We start from the raw sequence: 20,007 nt of genomic DNA, 5'->3' as shown, positions 1-20,007 counted from the left end.
TTCACAGTTTACACGTTTCCCTTTTTCCTGCGATATTCCGTTTCAAATTCCGGATGGTATAAAAGCGAACGTTCGTAACTCTCTCCCAGCACATTTCCCACAACGATCAGCGCTGTCTTGGAAATCTGATGATCCGCACCTGTCTTTGCCAGAGTTCCGACGGTGCAGTTGCAGACCTTTTCTTCCGGCCAGGTTGCCTTATAGACAAGCGCCGCCGGTGTATCTTCCGTATAACCGCCAAGCAAAAGTTCTTCCTGCAATTTCGGCAACATCCCCGCACTGAGGAAAATAACCATCGTCGCACCATGTGCTGCAAATGCACGGATACTTTCCCGCTCCGGTACAGGCGTCCGTCCTGCCATTCTGGTGATCACGACAGACTGGGAGATCGACGGAAGGGTGTATTCTGCCTGCAATGCAGCCGCCGCTCCGCTAAAAGAACTGACACCGGGGCATACCTCATAGGAAATCCCCCGTGCATCCAGTTCATCCATCTGCTCCCGGATTGCACCGTAAAGACAGGGATCACCGGTATGAAGTCTTACGGTCAGACCGCCTTTTTCCTCTTCCTCGCAGATTGCCTGAATCACTTCTTCTAACGTCATATATGCACTATTTTTTACAATTGCCGTTTCTTTTTTCATATCGAGCAGTGCCGGATTCACCAGAGAACCGGCATAAATGATCTGATCCGCCTGCTGCAGATATTTCTGTCCCCGAACCGTGATCAGATCTTCCGCTCCCGGACCTGCACCCACAAAGATTACCATTTTGTTTCCTCCTTCGGTTCCTTCACAATATACAGAGAATAATAACTGGTCTTATCCGGAATTTCTTTTACACTGTGGTAAAATTGTTCCTGTTCCATCCCGCAATTCTCCGCCATCAAAACGTCCATTCCTCTTTTTTCAAGAGCCTCCCGAACCTGCGCTGTCCGGCTGGCCGTCTTCATCAGAATCCTGGTTCCGGAAAGAGACAGGCTCTTTTCAATGTCATAGGACGCCGGAAGGATGTGAATTTCTTCCCTATTCTCTGCCAGCGTCACATTCAAGCCTGCTGCCGCCGCACAAAAAGACGGAACCCCCGGAATCAACGCCGTTCTGTATCCATTCTGCTCCAGCCTGACTTTTATATAAGAAGTGGTTGCATAAATCGAAGGATCCCCCAGCGTCACACAGGCGATATCCAGCCCCACATCCAGAATCTCCATCACCTGTTTTGCACACCGGTCATGATTCTCTCTGAGCCGTTCTTTCTCCCGAATCATCGGCATCGGCAGATAGAGCATCTCTTTTTCTGTCACATCCAGATCTGCGCCCGTCAAAATCTGATAGGCTGCACATTTTTCCAGCCATCTCTCTTCCTTTGCAAATCGGTTCCAGATTGGTTGTCCACATTCAGGATCGGATATGGGCACTGCCAGCACCGGACATTCCCGGATCGTTCGGATTGCCTTCATCGTCAGAAGTTCCGGATCTCCCGGTCCTACTCCCACTGCATAAAATGTTCCTTTCATCTGCTTTCTTCCCTTTTTATTTCTTCCAGAATTTCCGTGACCTTTCCTGCTTTTCCCAGGATCTCCCCCTCAGAGAACATGATCACGCCCAGTTTCAGTTGCTTTCCTGCGCGATGGATCAGCGCCTGCTCCATTTTTCCCATCACAGATACCATCACATCTTCCAATACTCCGGCTTCTCTTAAAATCTCCAGTGCCTCGGTGGTGGTAATACAGTTCATGATTTTCTTCACCTGCTCCTGCCCCAGTCCCGCCATCGCTCCATGCGACGCCAGCACTTCCATCCGGCAGTCCGCCTGTCTGGAATGGGTATTCATCACTCCGGCAGCCACCTTCACCAGTTTGCCGATATGACCGACCAGGAGAATTCCCTCCATACCAAGCTGTACCGCCAGATCCAGCGTATCGCCGATATAATTGGAACATTTTACCGCCATCGCCGGATCATAGCCTAACTGCTCTGTCAGAAAATCACTGCCATAATTGCCCGGAACAACATAACAATATCTGTGCCCGCTGTCCCGCAGCATTTTCATTTCCAGCAAAATGGTATCGAGCAGCGCCTTTTCACTCATCGGCTCCACGATTCCCGAGGTTCCGAGAATGGAAATGCCACCTTCGATTCCTAATCTCGGGTTAAATGTTCTCTCCGCGATTTCTGCTCCCTTCGGCACAGAAATTTCTATATAAAGCGGTTCGTGAAAATGATACCGCTCTTTTTGCTCTGCCACCGCCGAAAAAATCATGTCTCTCGGAACCCGGTTGATGGCCGCCTGCCCCGGCTTTTGTTCCAGACCTTTTCTGGTCACCCGGCCCACACCTTCTCCGCCAGTCAGATACAGACCTCTTTCGTCTTCAAACCAGGTCTTATCTTTTTCTTTCAAAAACTCTGCCTTATCTGTACTAACGGTCGCAAAAACCAACGCTCCGTTGGTCACATCCGGATCATCCCCGCTGTCTTTACGGATTGCACAGCTCACAGAAGCTGCCGTCCGTTGGATCTCTTCCACTTCCAGATACAGAATCAGACCCGCCGGCGTTTTCAGGCTGACTGTTTTCAGTTCTTCTTTGCCCAGCAACATCCCTGCCGCCGCTTTTGCAGCCGCTGCACTGCAGCTTCCGGTGGTATACCCTCTGCGCAGTTGTTTCTGATCTTTCCAGACTGTTCCGAGATCCTGCTTTTCCATCCTGACCTTACGCCTCCTGTTTCTGCTTCTTCGAAGTTCTTATTTCTGTTGGTTTCTTACTTCCTTTTCCGGCTTTGGATCCTGACTTCGGTCAGCTTTCCGGTTGCTTCACTCAAGTTCCGTTGCTTCTTTCAAATGTTGATAGAACATCCGGCGAATACCCTCACATTCTCCTAAGCCCCGGATTTTTGTTTCCACTTCATATCCTTTTTCTTCAAAATAGTTCTTCCAGGATTCTTTTTCTCCTGCCATATCGTTTTTGGCATGGTCGCCTGCCACCAGCAAAAACGGACGCAGACATACCTTTTTATACGGTTTCTCACGAATCCTTTTTTCCAGGTCTTCCAGTTCCGGATAGCCCTCCACGGTTCCCACATAAACATTGGAATATCCCATCAAATGAAAGGTGTATTCCAGAGTTGGATATACTGCTGTGGCTCTGTGGCTGGTTCCATGTCCCATCAGGAGCAATGCCGTATCTTTGCTCCCGATCGTATCCCGTTCTTCTGCCAGCACCGCTTCCACCGCTTCTTTATAATCCCCGGCCTGATCCATCAGCGGTCTTCCGACTCGAATTTCAGAAAATTCCAGGCGATACATTTTTAACTGCTCCAACATTTTCTCATACTCGATTCCCGCAATAATGTGGGTCGGCTGCACCACAAGTTCCCGAATTCCGTCTTCTTTCATCCGCAAAAGTGCCTGTTCCATGTTATCAAATTCCAGCCCTTGTTCTTTTAATTTTGTCAGAACCATCTGACTGGTAAATGCACGATACACCGGATTTTCCGGATACTGCTCTGCCACTTCTTTTTCCAGCACTTCAATGGTTTTTGCCATCGTGTCCAAATGGCTGGTTCCAAAGCTGACCATTAAAATTCCCCGTTTATCCATCTCCGATTTCTTCCTTTCCGGATTCTTTTTCTTGTCCATTTTTTTATTTCTTCACGTCTGTTCGACTGTTTCCCGTCACTTTTACTTGCCCTGTTTGCTCCATCTGTCAGGTTCTCTTAACGGCTTTTATCTTAGCACAGTCTTTTCTATCTCTCAACATCTCCAAACCGGTCTTTCAGAATCTCTTTTACCTGTTCTAAGGACTCCCCTGTTTCTTCCGGCCGTCCGACAACCACAAGATGTACTCCGGCATCCTGTGCTGCTCTGACTTTTTCCTCATAGCCGCCATTTTTCCCGGATTCTTTTGTCACAAACCATTCTGCCTGTGTGAGTTTCAGAGTTGCCACATTCATTTCCACCGAAAACGGTCCCTGCATCGCAATCAGATGTGCCCCTTCGAATCCGAGCCTGTGGCTGTCTTTCACTGCCTGTTCCGTGGACAGCACCCGGGCATAACACCGTTCTTTATAATCCGGAATGCTTTGATAGCAGGCAAGTTCCTTGCTGCCGGTGGTAATCAAAATCTTTCCCTTTGTCTGCGCCAGAAAATCTGCGGCTTCCTGTACCGATCCCACGATAAAACTTTCCGACTTCGGTTTCTCTGTGTGTTTGTTTTCGCCTCCATCTCTCATGCACCGCAGGTAATCCATTTTTGTTTCCGCACATGCTGCTTTAATATTTTCTGTCACCACTCTGGCAAATGGATGGGTCGCATCAATTACTAGGTCCGGATGCACTTTTTTCAGGAAATCACAGATATCCGGCTCGTCCATACGTCCGGTCAGAACCGTCAGATTTTCCTGTGGTTTCATGCACTCTTTTCCATAATCAGTTGCCACGCTGGCATAAACCTGTACCGGATAATCCGCCAGAAATTCCACCAGTTCCCTTCCTTCTGTGGTTCCGGAAAAAATCAGGATCTTTATGAATGTCGTCTTTTCTTCCTCCTTTAGCCCTTCGAATTTCTGAGCTTTTGCTGCCGTCTTGCTTCCTGCCGGCTTACTGTCTTGCACAATTGCAAACGTACATCCTTCCATAGCCATCTTCGGCTGCAACATGTCTCCATTTGGGCACAGAAGTTTTGCCGCCCGTTCACACACATTATCGACTCCGGTCACTTTTTTTACAAAATCCGATCCCTGACTCACTGTTTCCACCCGGCTTAATTCTCCGGCAGAAAATGTCCGAAACGGCACACCAAGTTCTCGTTTCAACTCCAGAATCCCCGGTTCCTCCGCTTTCAGGTCAATGCTTCCAATCTCACAGATTTGAACTTCTTTTAAATCCAAGCGATCCAAAACTTTGTGAAGCATTTTCCGCAAATGTTCTCCGAGGATTCCTTTCTTACACCCAATCCCCACGTAAATATTTTTCGGAGCAAGGTAAATACAGTCTTTTTCCCGAAGTTCCATCGGAGGAAACGTATCGACTTCCTTCACCTGCGTCTTCAAATCCAGCGTTCCATCCAATGCCATTGCCGAAATTTCTCTGGCTTTCTCCCGGTCATCCAGACATAAGCCTTTCTTCTTTGCATAGACATCCACAGCAAATACATTTTCCACATCCGTTGCCGTCGTAATCACCGGCTGCGCTGATATGTATTTCCCGATTTCCTTTGCCAGCTCCACTGCTCCTCCAATATGACCGGACAAAAGCGGCAAAATAAACTGCCCCTTTTCATCTATGGAAAGCACCGGTGAATCCTTAAATTTATCCTTCACAAAAGGAGCAACCGCTCGGATCGCAATCCCTGTCGCCCCGATAAACATGTATATCGTCTCACCCCAGCCTTTTCCGATCTCATCTTTCCAATCTGCTGGAAGTTCCGCCAGACCGTATTTTTTTGCATAGCGTGATACGGTATATCCCTTGCAGGAATCCCCCAGACTGATTCTCCAGTCCAGGAGTGTTTTATTCCATTCGCTTCCTTTTTCTGTAAAACTAAAAATCATCCACTTCTTCATTTTGTGAGTTCCTTCTTAGACGTTTCTCTTAATTTACTGTGATTTTCTTTATATGGTGACCTTCTTTTTACTGTGACTTTCCTTATATTGTGGCCTTCTTTTTACTGTAACGTTTCTCTTACAGCAATACGATAACTTTTTCCGCTGCAATTTTCACAGAAAAACTTTATCCTTTATTTTATCATAGTCACCAGTTTCTGCCTAGAATATCCTTGACAAGATCTTTCTCAACTGCTATATTCTAACCAAGAAGTTGATTAATCAACATTTATATTTTTCAGGAGACAAATAGGATGATCGAACGTTTTGAACAACTGACTCTCGGAGTCTCACGGATCTATAAAAATATACAGAAGATCAAAAAACAGAGTATGGAGTCTTTCGGACTGAAAAGTACCCACGTCATGTGTCTTCACTATCTCAGCCTGTATCCTGATGGTCTGAGTGCCGCTGAGCTCTGTCGGAAATGTGAAGAAAATAAGGCCGGCATTTCCCGGATCCTGACGGATCTGGAACATCGCAGTCTCATTCAATATCTTCCTTCTTCCGGCGGCAAAAAATACCGAAGTCGCGCTGTACTCACGGAAGAGGGGCAAGCACAGTCGCTCCAGATCAATCAGCGGATTCTTCAGGCGGTGGAAGCGGCCAGTCAGGGAATCAGTGATTCACAGCGGGCTGTGTTTTATCGGGTGTTGCTGCAAATCGGGGAGAATCTGGAAGAATTTTGTAACGGCGAATGAATTTCTCTTCGCGGATAATACATCGCCCAATCCGAAAATCATCGTTCCGCAATAAAAGCCTCGCCGAGCTCCTGTTTCTTCATGAAACGGAACATACGTTTCCGGAACCGTTGGTGCTGACTTCTGGCGCAATCGATTCTTTTTCGGCGGCTGTTTTAGCGCGACTTTTCGCACGATGGAGGCAAGACCTTAGGCTTACCGGAATGTCCCGTGTGACGGAGCGATAGAAACAATCGCCGAAAGAACCACCGCAAAATGGCACTGGTTTCGGGAACGTAATACCTACAGAAAATCAAAAGAAACGAGGAACATCATGAATATCATAAAAAAACTTTACTGCCGCACTTTTCAACTGGGCATGAAACTCGCCCTCCCTTTTCTTCCTTACCGGAAGCCAAAGATTGTCGGAAGTGTCCGCTCTCTTCCCGACATCATCCGCAAGAAAAAATGTCATCACGTTCTGATCATCACGGATCCGGGGATTGCCGCCCTCGGTCTGACCAGACGTCTGGAAAACGCACTGAGAGATTCCGGCATTTCCTATACGATCTATGACCAGACCTGTGCCAATCCGACTACGGAAAATGTATCGGATGCTCTGGATCTGTACTATGAACATTTCTGTGACTGTATCCTCGGTTTCGGTGGCGGATCCAGTATGGACTGTGCCAAGGCCGTCGGCGCGCGCGTTGCCAAACCGAAGCAGTCTCTTGCCAAAATGAAGGGAATTCTGAAAGTACATCACCGACTTCCTCTTTTAATGGCCGTCCCAACTACTGCCGGAACCGGAAGCGAGACTACTCTGGCGGCTGTGATCACAGACGCACAAACGCGTCATAAATATGCGATCAATGATTTCCCACTGATTCCGCGAATCGCAGTACTCGATCCAAAGGTCACCTTAAGTCTGCCACCTTTTATTACCGCAACTACAGGAATGGATGCTCTGACTCACGCCGTGGAAGCCTACATCGGACGTTCCACGACTCCGGCTACACGGAAAGATGCTCTGATGGCGGTTCAACTGATTTTTGAAAACATTGAAACAGTTTACGAAGACGGGCAAAATATCGATGCCCGAAGAAATATGTTGCATGCTTCCTATTATGCCGGCTGTGCATTTACCAAATCTTATGTTGGTTATGTGCATGCAGTGGCACATTCTCTTGGCGGAGAGTATAATGTACCTCATGGACTTGCAAATGCGATCCTTCTGCCGTTTGTCCTGGAAGCTTACGGAAGCGTCATCTGGTCCAAATTAAAAGACCTGGCAGTCGCTGCTCACCTTGCCTCAGAAGATACCGAACCGGAAGTTGCCGCACAACAGTTTATTTCTGCCATTCAGGAGCTGAAACAGAAATTTGATATTCCTGACACCGTTCCTGAAATCCGTGAAGAGGATATTCCAAAACTGGCTCACTATGCTGATAAGGAAGCCAATCCACTTTATCCGGTTCCGGTTCTGATGAATGCGGAAGAACTGGAAATGTTCTACGAAAAACTGATGGAACCCGCATCCTAAAATGAAACAACGGTGCAACTGTCACCAAGCAATGTAAATGATACCGGAACAGGAGGTTCTTATGAACGAAACACAGATCCATGAACTTGTCGCCTTACAGCGTCAGTACTTTTTGACCAACGCCACATTAAATATCGACTTTCGCATCCATGCTTTAAAGAAACTTCAGGCCGTGATCCTGAAAAATGAAATCCCGATCCAGCAGGCTATCCAAAAGGATCTGGGCAAGAGCGGATTCGAATCTTATATGTGTGAAACCGGTCTGGTTTTAAGCGAGATTTCTTATATGTTAAAACATATCCGGAAATATTCCAGAGAGAGACGGGTTCCCACACCTCTGGCTCAATTTCATTCCCGCAGCTATAAAAAACCTTCGCCTTACGGAGTTACACTGATCATGAGTCCATGGAACTACCCGTTTCTTCTGACTCTGGATCCTCTGGTCGATGCTCTGGCAGCGGGAAATACCGCCATCATAAAGCCAAGTGCTTACTCTCCGGCTACCAGCGCACTGATTGCAGACCTTTTATCTCAGTGCTTTCCTGAAAAATATGTGGCCGTGGTAAATGGCGGCCGTGCAGAAAACACCAGTCTTCTGAAACAACATTTTGACTATATTTTCTTTACCGGAAGTCAGGCTGTCGGGAAAGAAGTCATGCGGCAGGCCAGCGAACATCTGACCCCCGTTACTTTGGAACTGGGTGGAAAGAGTCCCTGTATCGTCGAAAAAAGCGCAAACATCCGACTCGCAGCCAAACGGATCGTCTTCGGCAAATTTTTGAACTGTGGACAGACCTGTGTTGCCCCAGACTACATTTACTGTGATCGTCAGATCAAAGACCGACTGTTAAAAGAAATCAACCGCCAGATTCAGAAACAATTCGGCAAAGATCCTCTGCAAAATCCGGATTACGGAAAAATCATTAATCAAAAACATTTTGACCGGATTCGCGGACTGATTCAGCCGGACAAGATTTTCTGCGGTGGATCAAGTGACTCTCACACTCTGCAGATTGCACCTACGATTCTTGATAATGTAACCTTCGCTGATCCGGTCATGCAGGAAGAGATTTTCGGGCCGGTTCTTCCGGTTCTGACCTTTGACTCTCTGGAGGAAGCCATCCGCAATCTCCAGACCATGCCACATCCGCTTGCTCTCTATCTGTTCACCCCGGATCGTGCACTTGCAGAAAAAGTAACGGCTTCCTGCGGATTCGGCGGCGGTTGCATCAACGATACGATCATCCATCTTGCCACCAGTGAAATGGGATTCGGTGGATTTGGTGCTTCCGGTATGGGAGCTTACCACGGAAAAGACGGATTTGACACCTTTACTCACTACAAAAGCATTGTAGATAAAAAAACATGGCTGGATCTGCCTATGAGATACCAGCCATATCGAAAACTGAATGATCGTCTGATCCATTTCTTCCTGAAGTGATGTGCAGATATTACGCGAATACTCGGATCAGAACCATATAACATACCGTTCCCACGAAAATGCTGAGAACGGTATTTCTTTTCCACAAATGAACCGCTGTCACCACCAGAACCGCCGGTATCATGCAAATTGCTTCCGGTGTCAGACCTTCTCTTAAATCTTTCAGGCAATAAACCACCAGTGCTGCCATCACCGCATAGGGCAGCATTTTCCCCAGATAAGAAATCACCGGAGACATTTCCCCTTTCTTGCCCAGAAGCAAAAACGGAAAGGCTCGAAGACTGTACGTCACAGCCATCGAAATCAGGATCATTGCCAACATTCTCTGCTCTGTCATACTCCCGCTCCTTCCTCTACGCACTCTTTTGTGCGTTCTTTTTCAGCATTTCCTGCAAGTTCGCCTGTATCCTCGCTCCCATGCGCTTCACCGGACGCACTTTCTGTCTTTTCTTTTGCTTCTACCTTCGTCCGAAACGCCAGCATTATCGCTGTCGCCAGACACAATGCTGGTAAAATAAACCGTCTTTTTCCCAGCAAGATCAGGAACAATATCGAAGAAAACAAGCCTGCCACTGCCGGAATATGGGACTTGGCCTGTTTCCACTGATCCAGAAAAATCGTCACAAACATTGCCGTCATACAGAAATCAACCCCAGTAAAATCAAATGGAATGTACCGACCGATCAGCGCCCCTAAAAAAGTACCGAACACCCAATACCCATGACAAGAGATTGCAATCAGAAACAACAGATTTTTCCGATCCATTCCCTCCGGAGTTTCCAGCGAACAACTCAGAGCATACGTCTCATCGGTCAATGAAAAAATCATATATGGATACCGCTTTTTCATTTCCCGAAATGTTTCCACAAAGCTTACCCCATAAAAAATATGACGACTGTTGATCGCCAACGCTGTCAACGCTACCGTCAGAGAACTCGCCCCACTACTGATAAAGGAAACTAAAACAAACTGAAACGCCCCGGTGTAAACCAAAAGACTTGCCAGAACCGCCCACAACGCCGATACTCCTGTTTCCTGCATTAAAATTCCAAATGCAATACTTAAAAATAAATAACTAAAAAGCACAGGTGACGTTTTGAGCATTGCATAACGCACCTCTGCTTTTTGAATTCTCTTTTTTTCTCTCAATGTTTTCCCTTTTTTCTCCGACATTCCATTTTTCATTCTCTGTCACTTTCCCAGGTACTCATTCTTGTACTATTTTCCCATTTCCCCAAGTGATTCTTCACGCCACCTGTTTTCCTACTTCCGTGACAGACTCTTCCTCTGCTAAAATCTCTCGAATCTTTCTTTCAATGGCTATTCCTAGTTTCTGATGACCAGACTGATCTAAATGTTCCCGATCTGTTTCACTCGGGTCTGCGTATTTCGCCGCATTTAAAAATGCATAGCCTTCTTTCTCTGCCAGATTTTGATACTGCTCTGCCAGATTCTTTGCTACATTTTCCGAATTTTCATTGAACTCCGGATCAAATCCGTCCTTTCCTACACCTTTCCCCAGATGAATCGGTGAGATCAGAAGCACTTTCATTGATTCCGGTGCATGTTCTTTCGCACGCTCAATGACCCGGCAAACGCCTTCTGTAATCTGCTCTGCCGTCGCGTGATAAGCACTTTTGCAGTCATTTGTTCCCAACATCACCACCAGCAGATCCACCGGGTAATGGGATTCTACCAGCGTTCCGATCATATCGATTCCTCTCCGACCGTCACGCACCTTATCCGGGAAAATGGTCGTCCTTCCGCAAAGTCCTTCCTCGATCACCCGGGCTGAATCGCCCAGTGCGCTCTGCAGTCTGCCAGTCCATCTCACTTCGATCGGAAACCGTCCACTTCCATCCGGAATGTATCCATATGTATTTGAATCTCCAAAACACAGAATTGTTTTCATATCTTCACCAATACTTTCTTTATTTCATGCCTTTCGCGTTCTCTTTTCCTAGTTACTTGGTATGAAATATATATTAATGCGGTTATCCTACTTTGTCAATAGGTTTTCTGTGTTTTGTTATCAGATGTCTATTCTTTCTCAATAAACATCAGCAGAAGACTTACCAGCAACAGCCCTGCGGAAATCCGAATCGCCGGGATTCCAAATCTCATGGACAGATTGCCGCCGATTCCGGCTCCGATCGCAAAGAAGAAAATAATCCCGATATAGTATAATCCCTGTTTCAACTGCTCCGATTTGTGTTCCCTGTGATAGGCGGAAAGCGCGGCTGTACCGCTTCTTATATTTCCGATACACATGGTACTTGCATAAGAATATCCATTTACCTTACGAAAGGCCTGAACCTGCATCGCGCAGGAAAAGGAAACCAGCGCTGTTGCCACCGTATTCAATGACTCCGGAATAAAGCTGACTACCAGAAGGATCAGAATCTCTCCGATCAGAATTCCCTGTCTCCAGTGAATTTTCTTTGCATACTTGAATCTTCCCTGTACTTTCTCTGCCACAAAAACTCCTGCAATAAACGCCAGAAGCGGGAACAGGTATCGAAGCCCTCTTCCCCAGTCTCCGGTAAAGAAGCTCTGACTCATCAATACCACATTTCCGGTCTGCGCATTGGAAAAGACTCCATCCCGCACGAAATAGGTATATGCATCCTGAAATCCTCCCGAAAGTGCCAGAAACACACAGGTAATAAATGCTTCTGACATTTGCCGGTCTGAGTTACTCCATTTTACTTTCATTTCATTCACTTCCCAATTTTTGCATTTTTCGCCATTTATTCTATCACTTTACCGAATACGACACAACCTTTTTCGGAATAGAGAAAGATGGTTTTGTCCTATCAATCACCCGGGAATCCCATAAATGATGCACAGAACATCCCATCTATTGCCTCAAACCTGCAAACGCCATGATATTTTTCTGCAATTGCTTTCACCGATTCCGTACCCATTCCATTTCCACGATGTTTGGTCGACAACAATCTTCCTTCCCGGTCTTTTCGCAATTTTCCCCAAAATGTATTGTCCACCGTCACACAAAGAGCCTGTCCCCTTTGACTTGCATTTATAACGACTTTGACTCTCTGCCGATTCTGCTCGAACTGCATGATCTGTTCATCTGTTCCTTCTTTCTGCACATTTTCTGTATCCTGCATACTTGTTGTTCCACTCTGTACTTTTTTTCGTTCCCACAGAGCCTTCTGCTCCGTCTCACAGGCATCCAGTGCATTTTCCAGAAGATTTCCAAACAACACAGAAAGGTCTGTTTCTTCCATTCCTGTTTCTCGCGGAAGATTCACCCGCACCTCAAACTCTATTCCCCTTCTTTGTGCCTCCTGTGCAAAATAGAGAAGGACAGCATTGACCGCCGCATTTTCACAATAGGAAATGAGCTCCCCGCCCGGAATTTCTCGCTGATAATGTTGTAGATATTCTTCCAACGCCTCGTAATTTTTCTCCTGTAAATAGGTCTGCATCAACAAAACATGGTGTCGCACATCATGTCTTGCCCGGCGTGCTTCCGTAATCTTATTCTGAAGATTGTCATATTGAAATGCCTGCATCGACAATTGATAATTTTTTTGCTGCAGTTCCAATGTCTTTCTCTGCTCAAGTACCAGTTCCGATACAATGTAATAGATCAGACAGGCACCTGCGTTGATAAAGAACAGGCAGATCGCATTCTTGGGACGAAGTGCGATTTCCAGACTGGACAGATTTTCATTGGCATAAATCGTATCATACCAGATCAGGTAAAAAGTTCCCGGGATCAGCCAGAGATAGCTCCACTCTCTTCCCGATGGTTCCTTTTCTACCGCCGGCGTATAGATCTGTTTGATATAAATAAATAATGGAAGCCAGAATACCAGTTGTACAAGAAAAAAGATCAGCGAATAGGACCACCGGTACGACTGTCTTGCCAGTTCCGGAAAAATCTGCCCTTCGATACATTTCGAAGAAACCACCAGAAAATTTGCCAGATTAGAGATCATCAACAGCGTAAACAGTGTTTTCCCTACCGGCATCTTCACTGCTGTCAGATAAAATATGGCATAGATCAAAGAACTGAGCGCACTCAAAAACGCACCATTTCCTTCTTTTCCGAATGCCGCCAAATTGCCAAGAAACAACTGCAGAAGCGTCAGCACCAGAATCATACCGGCTGTCACTTTTTTCGAAAAACGCAGTCTGTTTTGGAAAGGATAAAGGGCAAGTCCCATGAATGGAACAAAATTCAGCAGAGAATACAGGCAGACCTCTGCGACTCGATATAAAGGAGGCATCTCACACCCCTCCTTCCCGGATCAACTGAAAGCAAAATGCCGAATATTTTTCCAGGGTCTCTTTTGCTTTTCTCCGGCTAATCGGAATCCAGGTTCCATCCGACATCACAAACACATCTTCCTTCTGATCGGATACTTCATAGAAATTTACCACCACACCCCTGGACGGACTGTAGAAATAGGGGTATCCTTCCAACAGTTTTTCCATTTCTCCGAAAGGCAGACGGGTCACATAGTCTCCCGCCTTTTTGGAATGGATTGTCAGACGATGGGAATCCACGTCGATATAAATGATATCCCGCAGCAGGATCATCTGCCCATCCGGAAGACTGATGGAACGCGCCCGATCCATTTCTTCCAGATTCAATCGATCCAACATTTTCCCGACGGATTCTCTGGTAAATGGTTTGCGCAAATAATCACAGGCATGTACCTCATAACTCTCCGCTGCGAAGTCATTGCTGGTCGTCCCGAATACCAGACGGACGTTTTCGTCCTTTTCACGGATTTTCCTTGCCACATCGATCCCGGTCAGTTCTTTCATATAAATATCCAGAATGATCAGATCACAGTTACTTTTTCCCCATGCCGCCAGAAATTCTTCTCCACTGCAATATTCGGTGATCTCCAACGAGGTTCCAATCAAATCCTGCAGACAGGTGCGAAGCGTCTCCAGTTCTTTCTTGTCATCGTCTACCAGTATTATCCTCATAGTTTTGCCACCCTTCTGCAACCTGTCTTTTCCAAAACTTCCCACTGTTTTTAAGAATATCTTCTTAAAACTCTTTACAGTTATCATAACAAAAAGGACTTCTGAACACAAGAAACCCTCCCGAAGTTCTCTACTTGAACTCCTCTGACTACAATCACCACAGTTTCCCGGAATTATATTTCCACCACATGTACTTCTGTTCCATGTTCTTTCAACAGCATCATCAGATCCTTCGACTGCATCCAGACCGTTGCAGTATTGTCGTTTGGATGTACGCCGATCAGACTGTCTTCGAGTTCCTGATCCAGATAAAAGATTACCTTTTTTTCTTCATCATTTAACAGCCCAAGCGGCGTGACTGCTCCCGGAATCAGCCCCATGATTGCCATCAGATCATCCGGCAATGCAAAGGAGAGATTCCATATTATAAACGGCGCCATGTTCTGTCACCTCATAGGAAATGCCTTTGCCCGTCAGGTACTGATAAATTTCTGCTTTCTTCATGTTGCATATTCTCCTTTCAAGTCGCATGTTTTCTGTCACGTTTTGTCTGGGACAGGGATCCGATTATCCCATTTTCTTGTCTGTCTCCGTCCCTTTCTTTCTCAGGCCAAATAAAATCACCGGGCGTAACAGTCCACCGGACAAAATGCTCAGCAGAAGCAGCACATCCTTCCACTTCGGTACCACATTTTTATAGAGTCTATAAGCGATCACCAGATCCAGGATAAATCCAAGGATTGCACTCACCAGAAATGTCCCGAAGATCAGACGATCCATCGTCAGGGTTCTGTAACAGTAAGCGCCGGTTCCGATCATTACCAGGGTGAAGATCCCTGAAAACACTCCCAGGACTTTCTTTCCCGCGATCTCCCCCAACAGATATTTATTATAGATAGGAATCCATGCCAAAGCCGGTGCACGATCTCCTCTGCTTTCTCTCATCCCCAGCACGGCCAATGCCTCAAATACATAGTTTATAATCAGATAAAGGACTGCCACAAAAAACACGGCAATAAATAGCATATATAGTCCCGACAAAAATCCCAGTAGTACCAACACACTGATTCCACCCATTGTTCTCTCCTCCTATTCCTTCTTATCCGTTCAAAGATATCCTCGTCACTCTAGTGGTCTTGCTTTTATGGTCTCACTATTATGATCTTTCTATCAAACATGACGGAATCTATCCTCCCAGATATTTTCCGGTTACACTGTCCGGATTTGCCGCGATTTCTTCCGGTGTTCCGGACGCAACGATCCGTCCTCCGGCTTCGCCGCCTCCCGGCCCCATGTCAATGATATAGTCCGCATTTCTCATCACATCCAAATCATGCTCAATCACCAGAACGGTCGCTCCCTGATCCACCAGTGTCTGAAACACTTTCATCAAAGTCTGCACGTCCAGCGGATGTAGCCCGATGGTCGGTTCGTCAAAGATAAAGACAGATTCTTCCTGTCCTTTTCCCATTTCACTTGCCAGCTTCAACCGCTGTGCCTCGCCACCTGACAGACTTGGGGTCTCTTCTCCCAGCGTCAGATAGCCAAGTCCCAGATCCTGTAAGACCTGTAATTTTCTCTGTACACTCTTCCATCCGTCACAAACAGAAAGCGCCGTACTGATTTCCATCTGCATCAGTTGCGGAAGGGAATACTCTTGTCCCTTTTTGTCCCGATAGAAAATCTTTCCAGCCTCTTTTCCATATCTGGAACCATTACATTCCGGGCACGGGACATCCACATCCGGCAAAAACTGTACATCCAGACTGATCTGACCGGTTCCGTCGCAGATCGGACACCGAAGACTTCCCGTATTGTAGGAAAAAGCTCCCGCTTTATATCCTTTTTCTTTTGCCTGTTCTGTCTTTGCAAAAACTTTCCGAAGTTCATCATGGACATTTGAATAGGTCGCGACTGTGGAGCGCACGTTGATTCCAATGGGTGTGGCATCAATTAATTTCACCTGAGAGATTCCCTCTGCCTCCACCGCCTTTACATGCTCTGGGAGGGTGGTTTCATGAATTTTCGCTTCCAAAGCCGGGATCAGACTCTCCAGTACCAATGTGGTTTTTCCAGAGCCTGACACTCCCGTCACAACGGTAAGCCTGCCCTTCGGAATCACGACTTCCAAAGGTTTTACTGTATGAATGGACCCGGTAGACATCCGGATCACTCCTTTTTGGAACATTTCCTCCTTGTCGATGCGTTCACGCTGTCGTGGATCCGATTCTCCTGACAAAAATGGACCGATCATCGAAACCGGATTTTTTGCAATCTCTGCCACCGTTCCCTCGGCAATCACCTGGCCTCCCTTGCTTCCTGCTTTCGGGCCCATCTCAATAATCCAATCCGATTCCGACAGAATCTGTGGGGCATGATCTATCAGAATCACAGAGTTTCCGTCTGCCACCAGGTCATGCATCACGGCATTCAGTCCTTCTATATTCGAGGGATGCAGTCCGATCGACGGTTCATCCAGGACGTACATTACCCCCGTCGTTCGGTTCCGCACAGCTCTGGCAAGCTGCATTCTCTGTCGTTCCCCGGTAGAAAGGGTAGAAGCCGCACGATCTAAGGTCAGATAACCCAGACCAAGATCCATCAGCCGCTTCGCTGCTACCTGGAAAGATTCACAAATGGCTTCTGCCATCGGCCGCATTTCCTTCGGCAGAGAAACCGGAACCTCTTCCACCCAGTTTCGTAGAGCAGAAAGTGTCATCTTACACACTTCATCCAGTCCGATTCCCCGAATCTTCGGTCGTCTCGCTTTCTCCGACAGTCTGCTGCCTCCGCACTCCGGGCAGACCTCTTCTTTCAGAAACTTTTCGACCCGCTTCATTCCTTTTTCATCTTTCACCTTAGACAATGCATTTTCCACGGTGTACGTTGCATTAAAATAGGTAAAATCCATCTCGCCCGCTGCACCACTGGTCTGATTCTGATAAATCATGTGCTTCTTCACCGCCGGTCCGTGAAATACGATTTTCCGCTCCTTTGGCGTCAATTCCCGAAAGGGCACATCCGTCCGCACCCCAAGATCTCTGGCAATATCCTTCATCAAGGACCACATCAACGTTTGCCAGGGACGCACGGCTCCCTCATCGATACTTAAGGATTCATCCGGAACCAACGTCTGCTCATCCACCGTGCGGATCATTCCGGTTCCCCCGCACCTCGGGCAGGCCCCCTGACTGTTAAATGCCAGTTCTTCCGCACTGGGCGGTTCCACTTTTGCATTGCAGACCGGACAAAAAATGTCCTGCTCTGCCGCCACGGCCAGCGTCGGCGGGACCATATGTCCGTTTGGACATCGATGACTTGCCAGCCTGGAAAACATCAATCTTAGACTGTTTAACAACTCCGTCCCTGTTCCAAAGGTACTGCGGATTCCCGGGACTCCAGGTCGCTGATGCAGTGCCAGTGCCGCCGGGGCATACAGGATTTCATCCACCTGCGCTTTTGCCGCTCCGGTCATTCGTCTTCTGGTATAAGTGGATAAAGATTCCAGGTATCGTCTGGAGCCTTCCGCATACAGAACCCCCAAAGCCAGAGAAGATTTCCCGGAACCGGACACTCCGGCAATCCCTACAATTTCATTTAACGGGACCTCCACATCTATATTTTTTAAATTGTGTACTTTCGCACCTTTGATTTTTATCTTCTTCGGTATCATCTTTCAGAATTTCCTTTCACGGGTTGCTCCTGCTTACGCAGGATTCCTCTCTATTATAAAACGGTCCTGGCGGGGTTTCAATGTTCTTTCATCAGGCAAAAAACTGCCCTTTAACAGAACAACGCCACTGTATCCCTCACAACAAAACGGCAGACCGGATTTTGATATTTCCGGTCTGCCTTCTCGCTTGTCATTCTTTTTATTTGCTCTTATTTTTTTTTCTTTTTCCCGCAACTTCCAGGACTCCGTTCTCATCCACATCCTTCTGAAACACCTGATTCAGTGTTTTCTGAACGGAGATGTAACTTCGAAGCTCTTCCTCTGAAAAATCTGCCAGACTTTTGTAAGTTCTCTGCATACATTTCTCATCAAATTCTTTATGCACTTCGTAAATCTCTTTTCCGCGCTCCGTCAGATTCAGATAATATTCCCGGTTGTTCTTTTCATTGCGTTCCTGGGTCAGGAGTTCCTTTTTTACAAGTTTTCGCACCATCTGCGAACATGCACTCTTAGTCTTTCCGAGCTGCTGGGAAATCACGGTGATCGTGATCGACGGAGTGTCTCCCACTACTTCAAGGAAATGCATCTCTGACTGATATAATACTTCATCGCCATATTGATGCGGCATAGAATCATATTCATAGCACAATTCATATCCCTTATCAAAACTCTGGAGCAATTCCTTATACTGTTCATACTGATTCCCCATTTCAGTTCTCCTTATTTCTGCTTATTGTTTCTCTTATTATAACAGACTACGCTTTAATTTGCTACATTTTCTTTGGATTCCTTCATTGCACGGTAAATCTTGGACACGATCACGCAGACAGAGAACACCACGCCAAGGTAAGATACAAACTTCATTACGAAGTTCATCAAAACTCCAAAGGTTCCGAAATTTGAAAAGATAAATGCTCCGATACAAACAGCTGTTACAGCCAGTTTATACCATTTGCTGGACTCCGGCTGGATATTGGAAGCTGCTACCCAGGCCATTCCTGTTGCAGTTGTATAAGTAGCCAGAACCAAGATAATTCCATAGAACGCATAGAATGCAGTTCCCAGTCTCTGTGCCAGCATCAGAAGCGGAATGTCTGTTCCTGCAACGATAGAGGCGTTCAGGATAAATACGATGAAAATAAAGATCTGAGATAATACCGTAACAGTCTGTCCCAGGACATTTCCCCATACCAGTTCTTTCTGATGATCAGCACGGGTTGATACGTTGGCACTGTAGGCACTCATATTCAATACTGCATATGTGAAGTTCAAAAACGCACAGAAGAACAGGTTGCTGGACATAGACAGTCCGCTCTTTGCACGGATCAGCTGATCCCCGGCCGCAAATCCGTCTGTACCGTGAATGCAGCTGTAAATACAGATGATCACTACAGCCAGCATAATGATCGGCGCAATATTTCCCAGAATGTCTGTCAGTTTTTTCATACCAAGCATGCTGGTTCCAAGCACTGCTACCAACATGATCGTATTTCCGGCAAAGACCGGAATTTTAAATGTCTGATGAAGTGAAGACGCTCCACCTGCGATCATACTTCCCACCATCAAAAAGAAGGTCAGCGTATTAAACCACTGAAGGGCTGTTCCGATATATTTTCCGCAATAATGCTTGTACATCATTTCCATATTTGTAAGTTTATATTTTCTACAGTCTCTTGATACCACTGCAATACACAACAAGATCAATGCAGAGTACATAAGCAGTCCAAAGATGGCAGAAGCTCCGTGAGGAGCCCAGAACTGCAATAATTCAACTCCCGTGGCAAATCCTGCTCCGATTCCGAAAGAGACATAAGATCCGGCAAGGATCAACAGCGTTTTAACTGAAAATTCTTTTGTCTTTTTTTCACTCATGATTTTACCCTTTCTCATTCCTTGGGAATGATAACACGTTTATATTATTTAGGTAATTAACAATTAATATGCTTACCTGCATAATAAGCCATCTTTCCGAAAAAGTCAATGCATTTTTTCTCTTTTCAATTGTTTTTAGATTTATAATAATGTAGTTAAAAAAATAACCAAAAAGACATTCCTCTTTTTGTGAAAATAGGATATTGCAATTTTGAAAAATTCCATTT

The 20,007-nt window shown here is 46.3% G+C and carries 19 protein-coding genes; 3 read left to right on the top strand and 16 right to left on the bottom strand.

The window, feature by feature from the left end; all coding sequences use genetic code 11:
- Positions 1-8: 8 nt before the first annotated feature.
- The 5 genes from cobM to cobK all read right to left on the bottom strand — a co-directional run bounded on the left by cobM (position 9) and on the right by cobK (position 5,561).
- On the bottom strand, positions 9-770 hold the full coding sequence (cobM, locus tag KGMB01110_RS09320) for a precorrin-4 C(11)-methyltransferase (RefSeq protein ID WP_117888641.1): 762 nt from the start codon (positions 768-770) through the stop codon (positions 9-11).
- Positions 764-1,516, bottom strand: a complete 753-nt coding sequence (cobI, locus tag KGMB01110_RS09315) for a precorrin-2 C(20)-methyltransferase (protein WP_119298110.1) — start codon at positions 1,514-1,516, stop codon at positions 764-766. The genes cobM and cobI overlap by 7 nt, the downstream gene beginning before the upstream one ends.
- Entirely contained in the window at positions 1,513-2,703 is a 1,191-nt protein-coding gene (cbiD, locus tag KGMB01110_RS09310; protein WP_119298109.1) for a cobalt-precorrin-5B (C(1))-methyltransferase CbiD, read from the bottom strand. The genes cobI and cbiD overlap by 4 nt, the downstream gene beginning before the upstream one ends.
- 108 nt (positions 2,704-2,811) lie before the next feature.
- Entirely contained in the window at positions 2,812-3,636 is an 825-nt protein-coding gene (locus tag KGMB01110_RS09305) for a sirohydrochlorin cobaltochelatase (RefSeq protein WP_243112757.1), read from the bottom strand.
- 107 nt (positions 3,637-3,743) lie between these two features.
- Positions 3,744-5,561, bottom strand: coding sequence for a precorrin-6A reductase (gene cobK / locus KGMB01110_RS15615; RefSeq protein WP_119298108.1), 1,818 nt, complete (start codon positions 5,559-5,561; stop codon positions 3,744-3,746).
- Between the two features lie 293 nt (positions 5,562-5,854).
- On the opposite strand from cobK, the gene KGMB01110_RS09295 reads away from it, so the two are divergent.
- The 3 genes from KGMB01110_RS09295 to KGMB01110_RS09285 all read left to right on the top strand — a co-directional run bounded on the left by KGMB01110_RS09295 (position 5,855) and on the right by KGMB01110_RS09285 (position 9,264).
- Positions 5,855-6,301, top strand: coding sequence for a MarR family winged helix-turn-helix transcriptional regulator (locus KGMB01110_RS09295; RefSeq protein WP_117888645.1), 447 nt, complete (start codon positions 5,855-5,857; stop codon positions 6,299-6,301).
- A gap of 313 nt (positions 6,302-6,614) precedes the next feature.
- Positions 6,615-7,823 (top strand): iron-containing alcohol dehydrogenase, encoded by a 1,209-nt coding sequence (locus tag KGMB01110_RS09290; protein WP_119298107.1) that lies wholly within the window; start codon positions 6,615-6,617, stop codon positions 7,821-7,823.
- Between the two features lie 61 nt (positions 7,824-7,884).
- Positions 7,885-9,264, top strand: coding sequence for an aldehyde dehydrogenase (locus KGMB01110_RS09285; RefSeq protein ID WP_119298106.1), 1,380 nt, complete (start codon positions 7,885-7,887; stop codon positions 9,262-9,264).
- A gap of 10 nt (positions 9,265-9,274) precedes the next feature.
- Here KGMB01110_RS09285 and KGMB01110_RS09280 read toward each other — a convergent pair whose 3' ends face one another.
- From KGMB01110_RS09280 to KGMB01110_RS09230, 11 genes are all read right to left on the bottom strand, one after another.
- Positions 9,275-9,601, bottom strand: a complete 327-nt coding sequence (locus KGMB01110_RS09280; protein ID WP_117888648.1) for a branched-chain amino acid transporter permease — start codon at positions 9,599-9,601, stop codon at positions 9,275-9,277.
- Positions 9,598-10,449: an AzlC family ABC transporter permease gene (locus tag KGMB01110_RS09275; RefSeq protein ID WP_243112756.1), complete on the bottom strand. Its 852-nt coding sequence runs from the start codon at positions 10,447-10,449 to the stop codon at positions 9,598-9,600. Before KGMB01110_RS09275 ends, KGMB01110_RS09280 begins: the two co-directional genes overlap by 4 nt.
- Positions 10,450-10,510: 61 nt before the next feature.
- Complete coding sequence (locus tag KGMB01110_RS09270; protein ID WP_119298105.1) at positions 10,511-11,176, bottom strand: GDSL-type esterase/lipase family protein; 666 nt, start codon at positions 11,174-11,176, stop codon at positions 10,511-10,513.
- A gap of 128 nt (positions 11,177-11,304) precedes the next feature.
- A complete protein-coding gene (locus KGMB01110_RS09265) occupies positions 11,305-11,979 on the bottom strand; it encodes a YoaK family protein (protein WP_243112755.1) in 675 nt (224 codons plus the stop codon).
- Positions 11,980-12,080: 101 nt separating this feature from the next.
- The gene (locus KGMB01110_RS09260; RefSeq protein WP_117604003.1) at positions 12,081-13,523 is read right to left on the bottom strand and encodes a sensor histidine kinase; all 1,443 of its coding nucleotides are present in this window, start codon (positions 13,521-13,523) and stop codon (positions 12,081-12,083) included.
- Position 13,524: 1 nt separating this feature from the next.
- Positions 13,525-14,235 carry a LytR/AlgR family response regulator transcription factor gene (locus KGMB01110_RS09255; protein ID WP_170141708.1) on the bottom strand — a complete coding sequence of 237 codons (711 nt, stop codon included), beginning with the start codon at positions 14,233-14,235 and terminating at the stop codon, positions 13,525-13,527.
- A 173-nt stretch (positions 14,236-14,408) separates the two neighbouring features.
- Positions 14,409-14,675, bottom strand: a complete 267-nt coding sequence (locus KGMB01110_RS09250; RefSeq protein WP_243112753.1) for a YbaK/EbsC family protein — start codon at positions 14,673-14,675, stop codon at positions 14,409-14,411.
- Positions 14,676-14,802: 127 nt separating this feature from the next.
- Positions 14,803-15,312 carry a hypothetical protein gene (locus tag KGMB01110_RS09245; protein ID WP_119298103.1) on the bottom strand — a complete coding sequence of 170 codons (510 nt, stop codon included), beginning with the start codon at positions 15,310-15,312 and terminating at the stop codon, positions 14,803-14,805.
- A gap of 109 nt (positions 15,313-15,421) precedes the next feature.
- Positions 15,422-17,908, bottom strand: a complete 2,487-nt coding sequence (locus KGMB01110_RS09240; protein ID WP_119298102.1) for an excinuclease ABC subunit UvrA — start codon at positions 17,906-17,908, stop codon at positions 15,422-15,424.
- A 199-nt stretch (positions 17,909-18,107) separates the two neighbouring features.
- Positions 18,108-18,617 (bottom strand): MarR family winged helix-turn-helix transcriptional regulator, encoded by a 510-nt coding sequence (locus KGMB01110_RS09235; protein WP_119298101.1) that lies wholly within the window; start codon positions 18,615-18,617, stop codon positions 18,108-18,110.
- Positions 18,618-18,670: 53 nt separating this feature from the next.
- On the bottom strand, positions 18,671-19,780 hold the full coding sequence (locus KGMB01110_RS09230) for a YkvI family membrane protein (protein ID WP_119298100.1): 1,110 nt from the start codon (positions 19,778-19,780) through the stop codon (positions 18,671-18,673).
- Positions 19,781-20,007 lie beyond the last annotated feature (227 nt).

Source organism: Mediterraneibacter butyricigenes (assembly GCF_003574295.1).
In the GTDB taxonomy this organism is placed as follows: Bacteria; Bacillota; Clostridia; order Lachnospirales; family Lachnospiraceae; genus Mediterraneibacter_A; species Mediterraneibacter_A butyricigenes.
Note: the sequence above shows the minus strand (reverse complement) of the source record. Positions and strands in the feature narration are given on the sequence as shown.

Bases quoted from the DNA above. Each gene is read 5' to 3' on its own strand.
- cobM (WP_117888641.1), bottom strand. From the start codon at position 770: ATGGTAATCTTTGTGGGTGCAGGTCCGGGAGCGGAAGATCTGATCACG.
- cobI (WP_119298110.1), bottom strand. From the start codon at position 1,516: ATGAAAGGAACATTTTATGCAGTGGGAGTAGGACCGGGAGATCCGGAA.
- cbiD (WP_119298109.1), bottom strand. From the start codon at position 2,703: ATGGAAAAGCAGGATCTCGGAACAGTCTGGAAAGATCAGAAACAACTG.
- KGMB01110_RS09305 (WP_243112757.1), bottom strand. From the start codon at position 3,636: ATGGACAAGAAAAAGAATCCGGAAAGGAAGAAATCGGAGATGGATAAA.
- cobK (WP_119298108.1), bottom strand. From the start codon at position 5,561: ATGAAGAAGTGGATGATTTTTAGTTTTACAGAAAAAGGAAGCGAATGG.
- KGMB01110_RS09295 (WP_117888645.1), top strand. From the start codon at position 5,855: ATGATCGAACGTTTTGAACAACTGACTCTCGGAGTCTCACGGATCTAT.
- KGMB01110_RS09290 (WP_119298107.1), top strand. From the start codon at position 6,615: ATGAATATCATAAAAAAACTTTACTGCCGCACTTTTCAACTGGGCATG.
- KGMB01110_RS09285 (WP_119298106.1), top strand. From the start codon at position 7,885: ATGAACGAAACACAGATCCATGAACTTGTCGCCTTACAGCGTCAGTAC.
- KGMB01110_RS09280 (WP_117888648.1), bottom strand. From the start codon at position 9,601: ATGACAGAGCAGAGAATGTTGGCAATGATCCTGATTTCGATGGCTGTG.
- KGMB01110_RS09275 (WP_243112756.1), bottom strand. From the start codon at position 10,449: ATGAAAAATGGAATGTCGGAGAAAAAAGGGAAAACATTGAGAGAAAAA.
- KGMB01110_RS09270 (WP_119298105.1), bottom strand. From the start codon at position 11,176: ATGAAAACAATTCTGTGTTTTGGAGATTCAAATACATATGGATACATT.
- KGMB01110_RS09265 (WP_243112755.1), bottom strand. From the start codon at position 11,979: ATGAAAGTAAAATGGAGTAACTCAGACCGGCAAATGTCAGAAGCATTT.
- KGMB01110_RS09260 (WP_117604003.1), bottom strand. From the start codon at position 13,523: ATGCCTCCTTTATATCGAGTCGCAGAGGTCTGCCTGTATTCTCTGCTG.
- KGMB01110_RS09255 (WP_170141708.1), bottom strand. From the start codon at position 14,235: ATGAGGATAATACTGGTAGACGATGACAAGAAAGAACTGGAGACGCTT.
- KGMB01110_RS09250 (WP_243112753.1), bottom strand. From the start codon at position 14,675: ATGGCGCCGTTTATAATATGGAATCTCTCCTTTGCATTGCCGGATGAT.
- KGMB01110_RS09245 (WP_119298103.1), bottom strand. From the start codon at position 15,312: ATGGGTGGAATCAGTGTGTTGGTACTACTGGGATTTTTGTCGGGACTA.
- KGMB01110_RS09240 (WP_119298102.1), bottom strand. From the start codon at position 17,908: ATGATACCGAAGAAGATAAAAATCAAAGGTGCGAAAGTACACAATTTA.
- KGMB01110_RS09235 (WP_119298101.1), bottom strand. From the start codon at position 18,617: ATGGGGAATCAGTATGAACAGTATAAGGAATTGCTCCAGAGTTTTGAT.
- KGMB01110_RS09230 (WP_119298100.1), bottom strand. From the start codon at position 19,780: ATGAGTGAAAAAAAGACAAAAGAATTTTCAGTTAAAACGCTGTTGATC.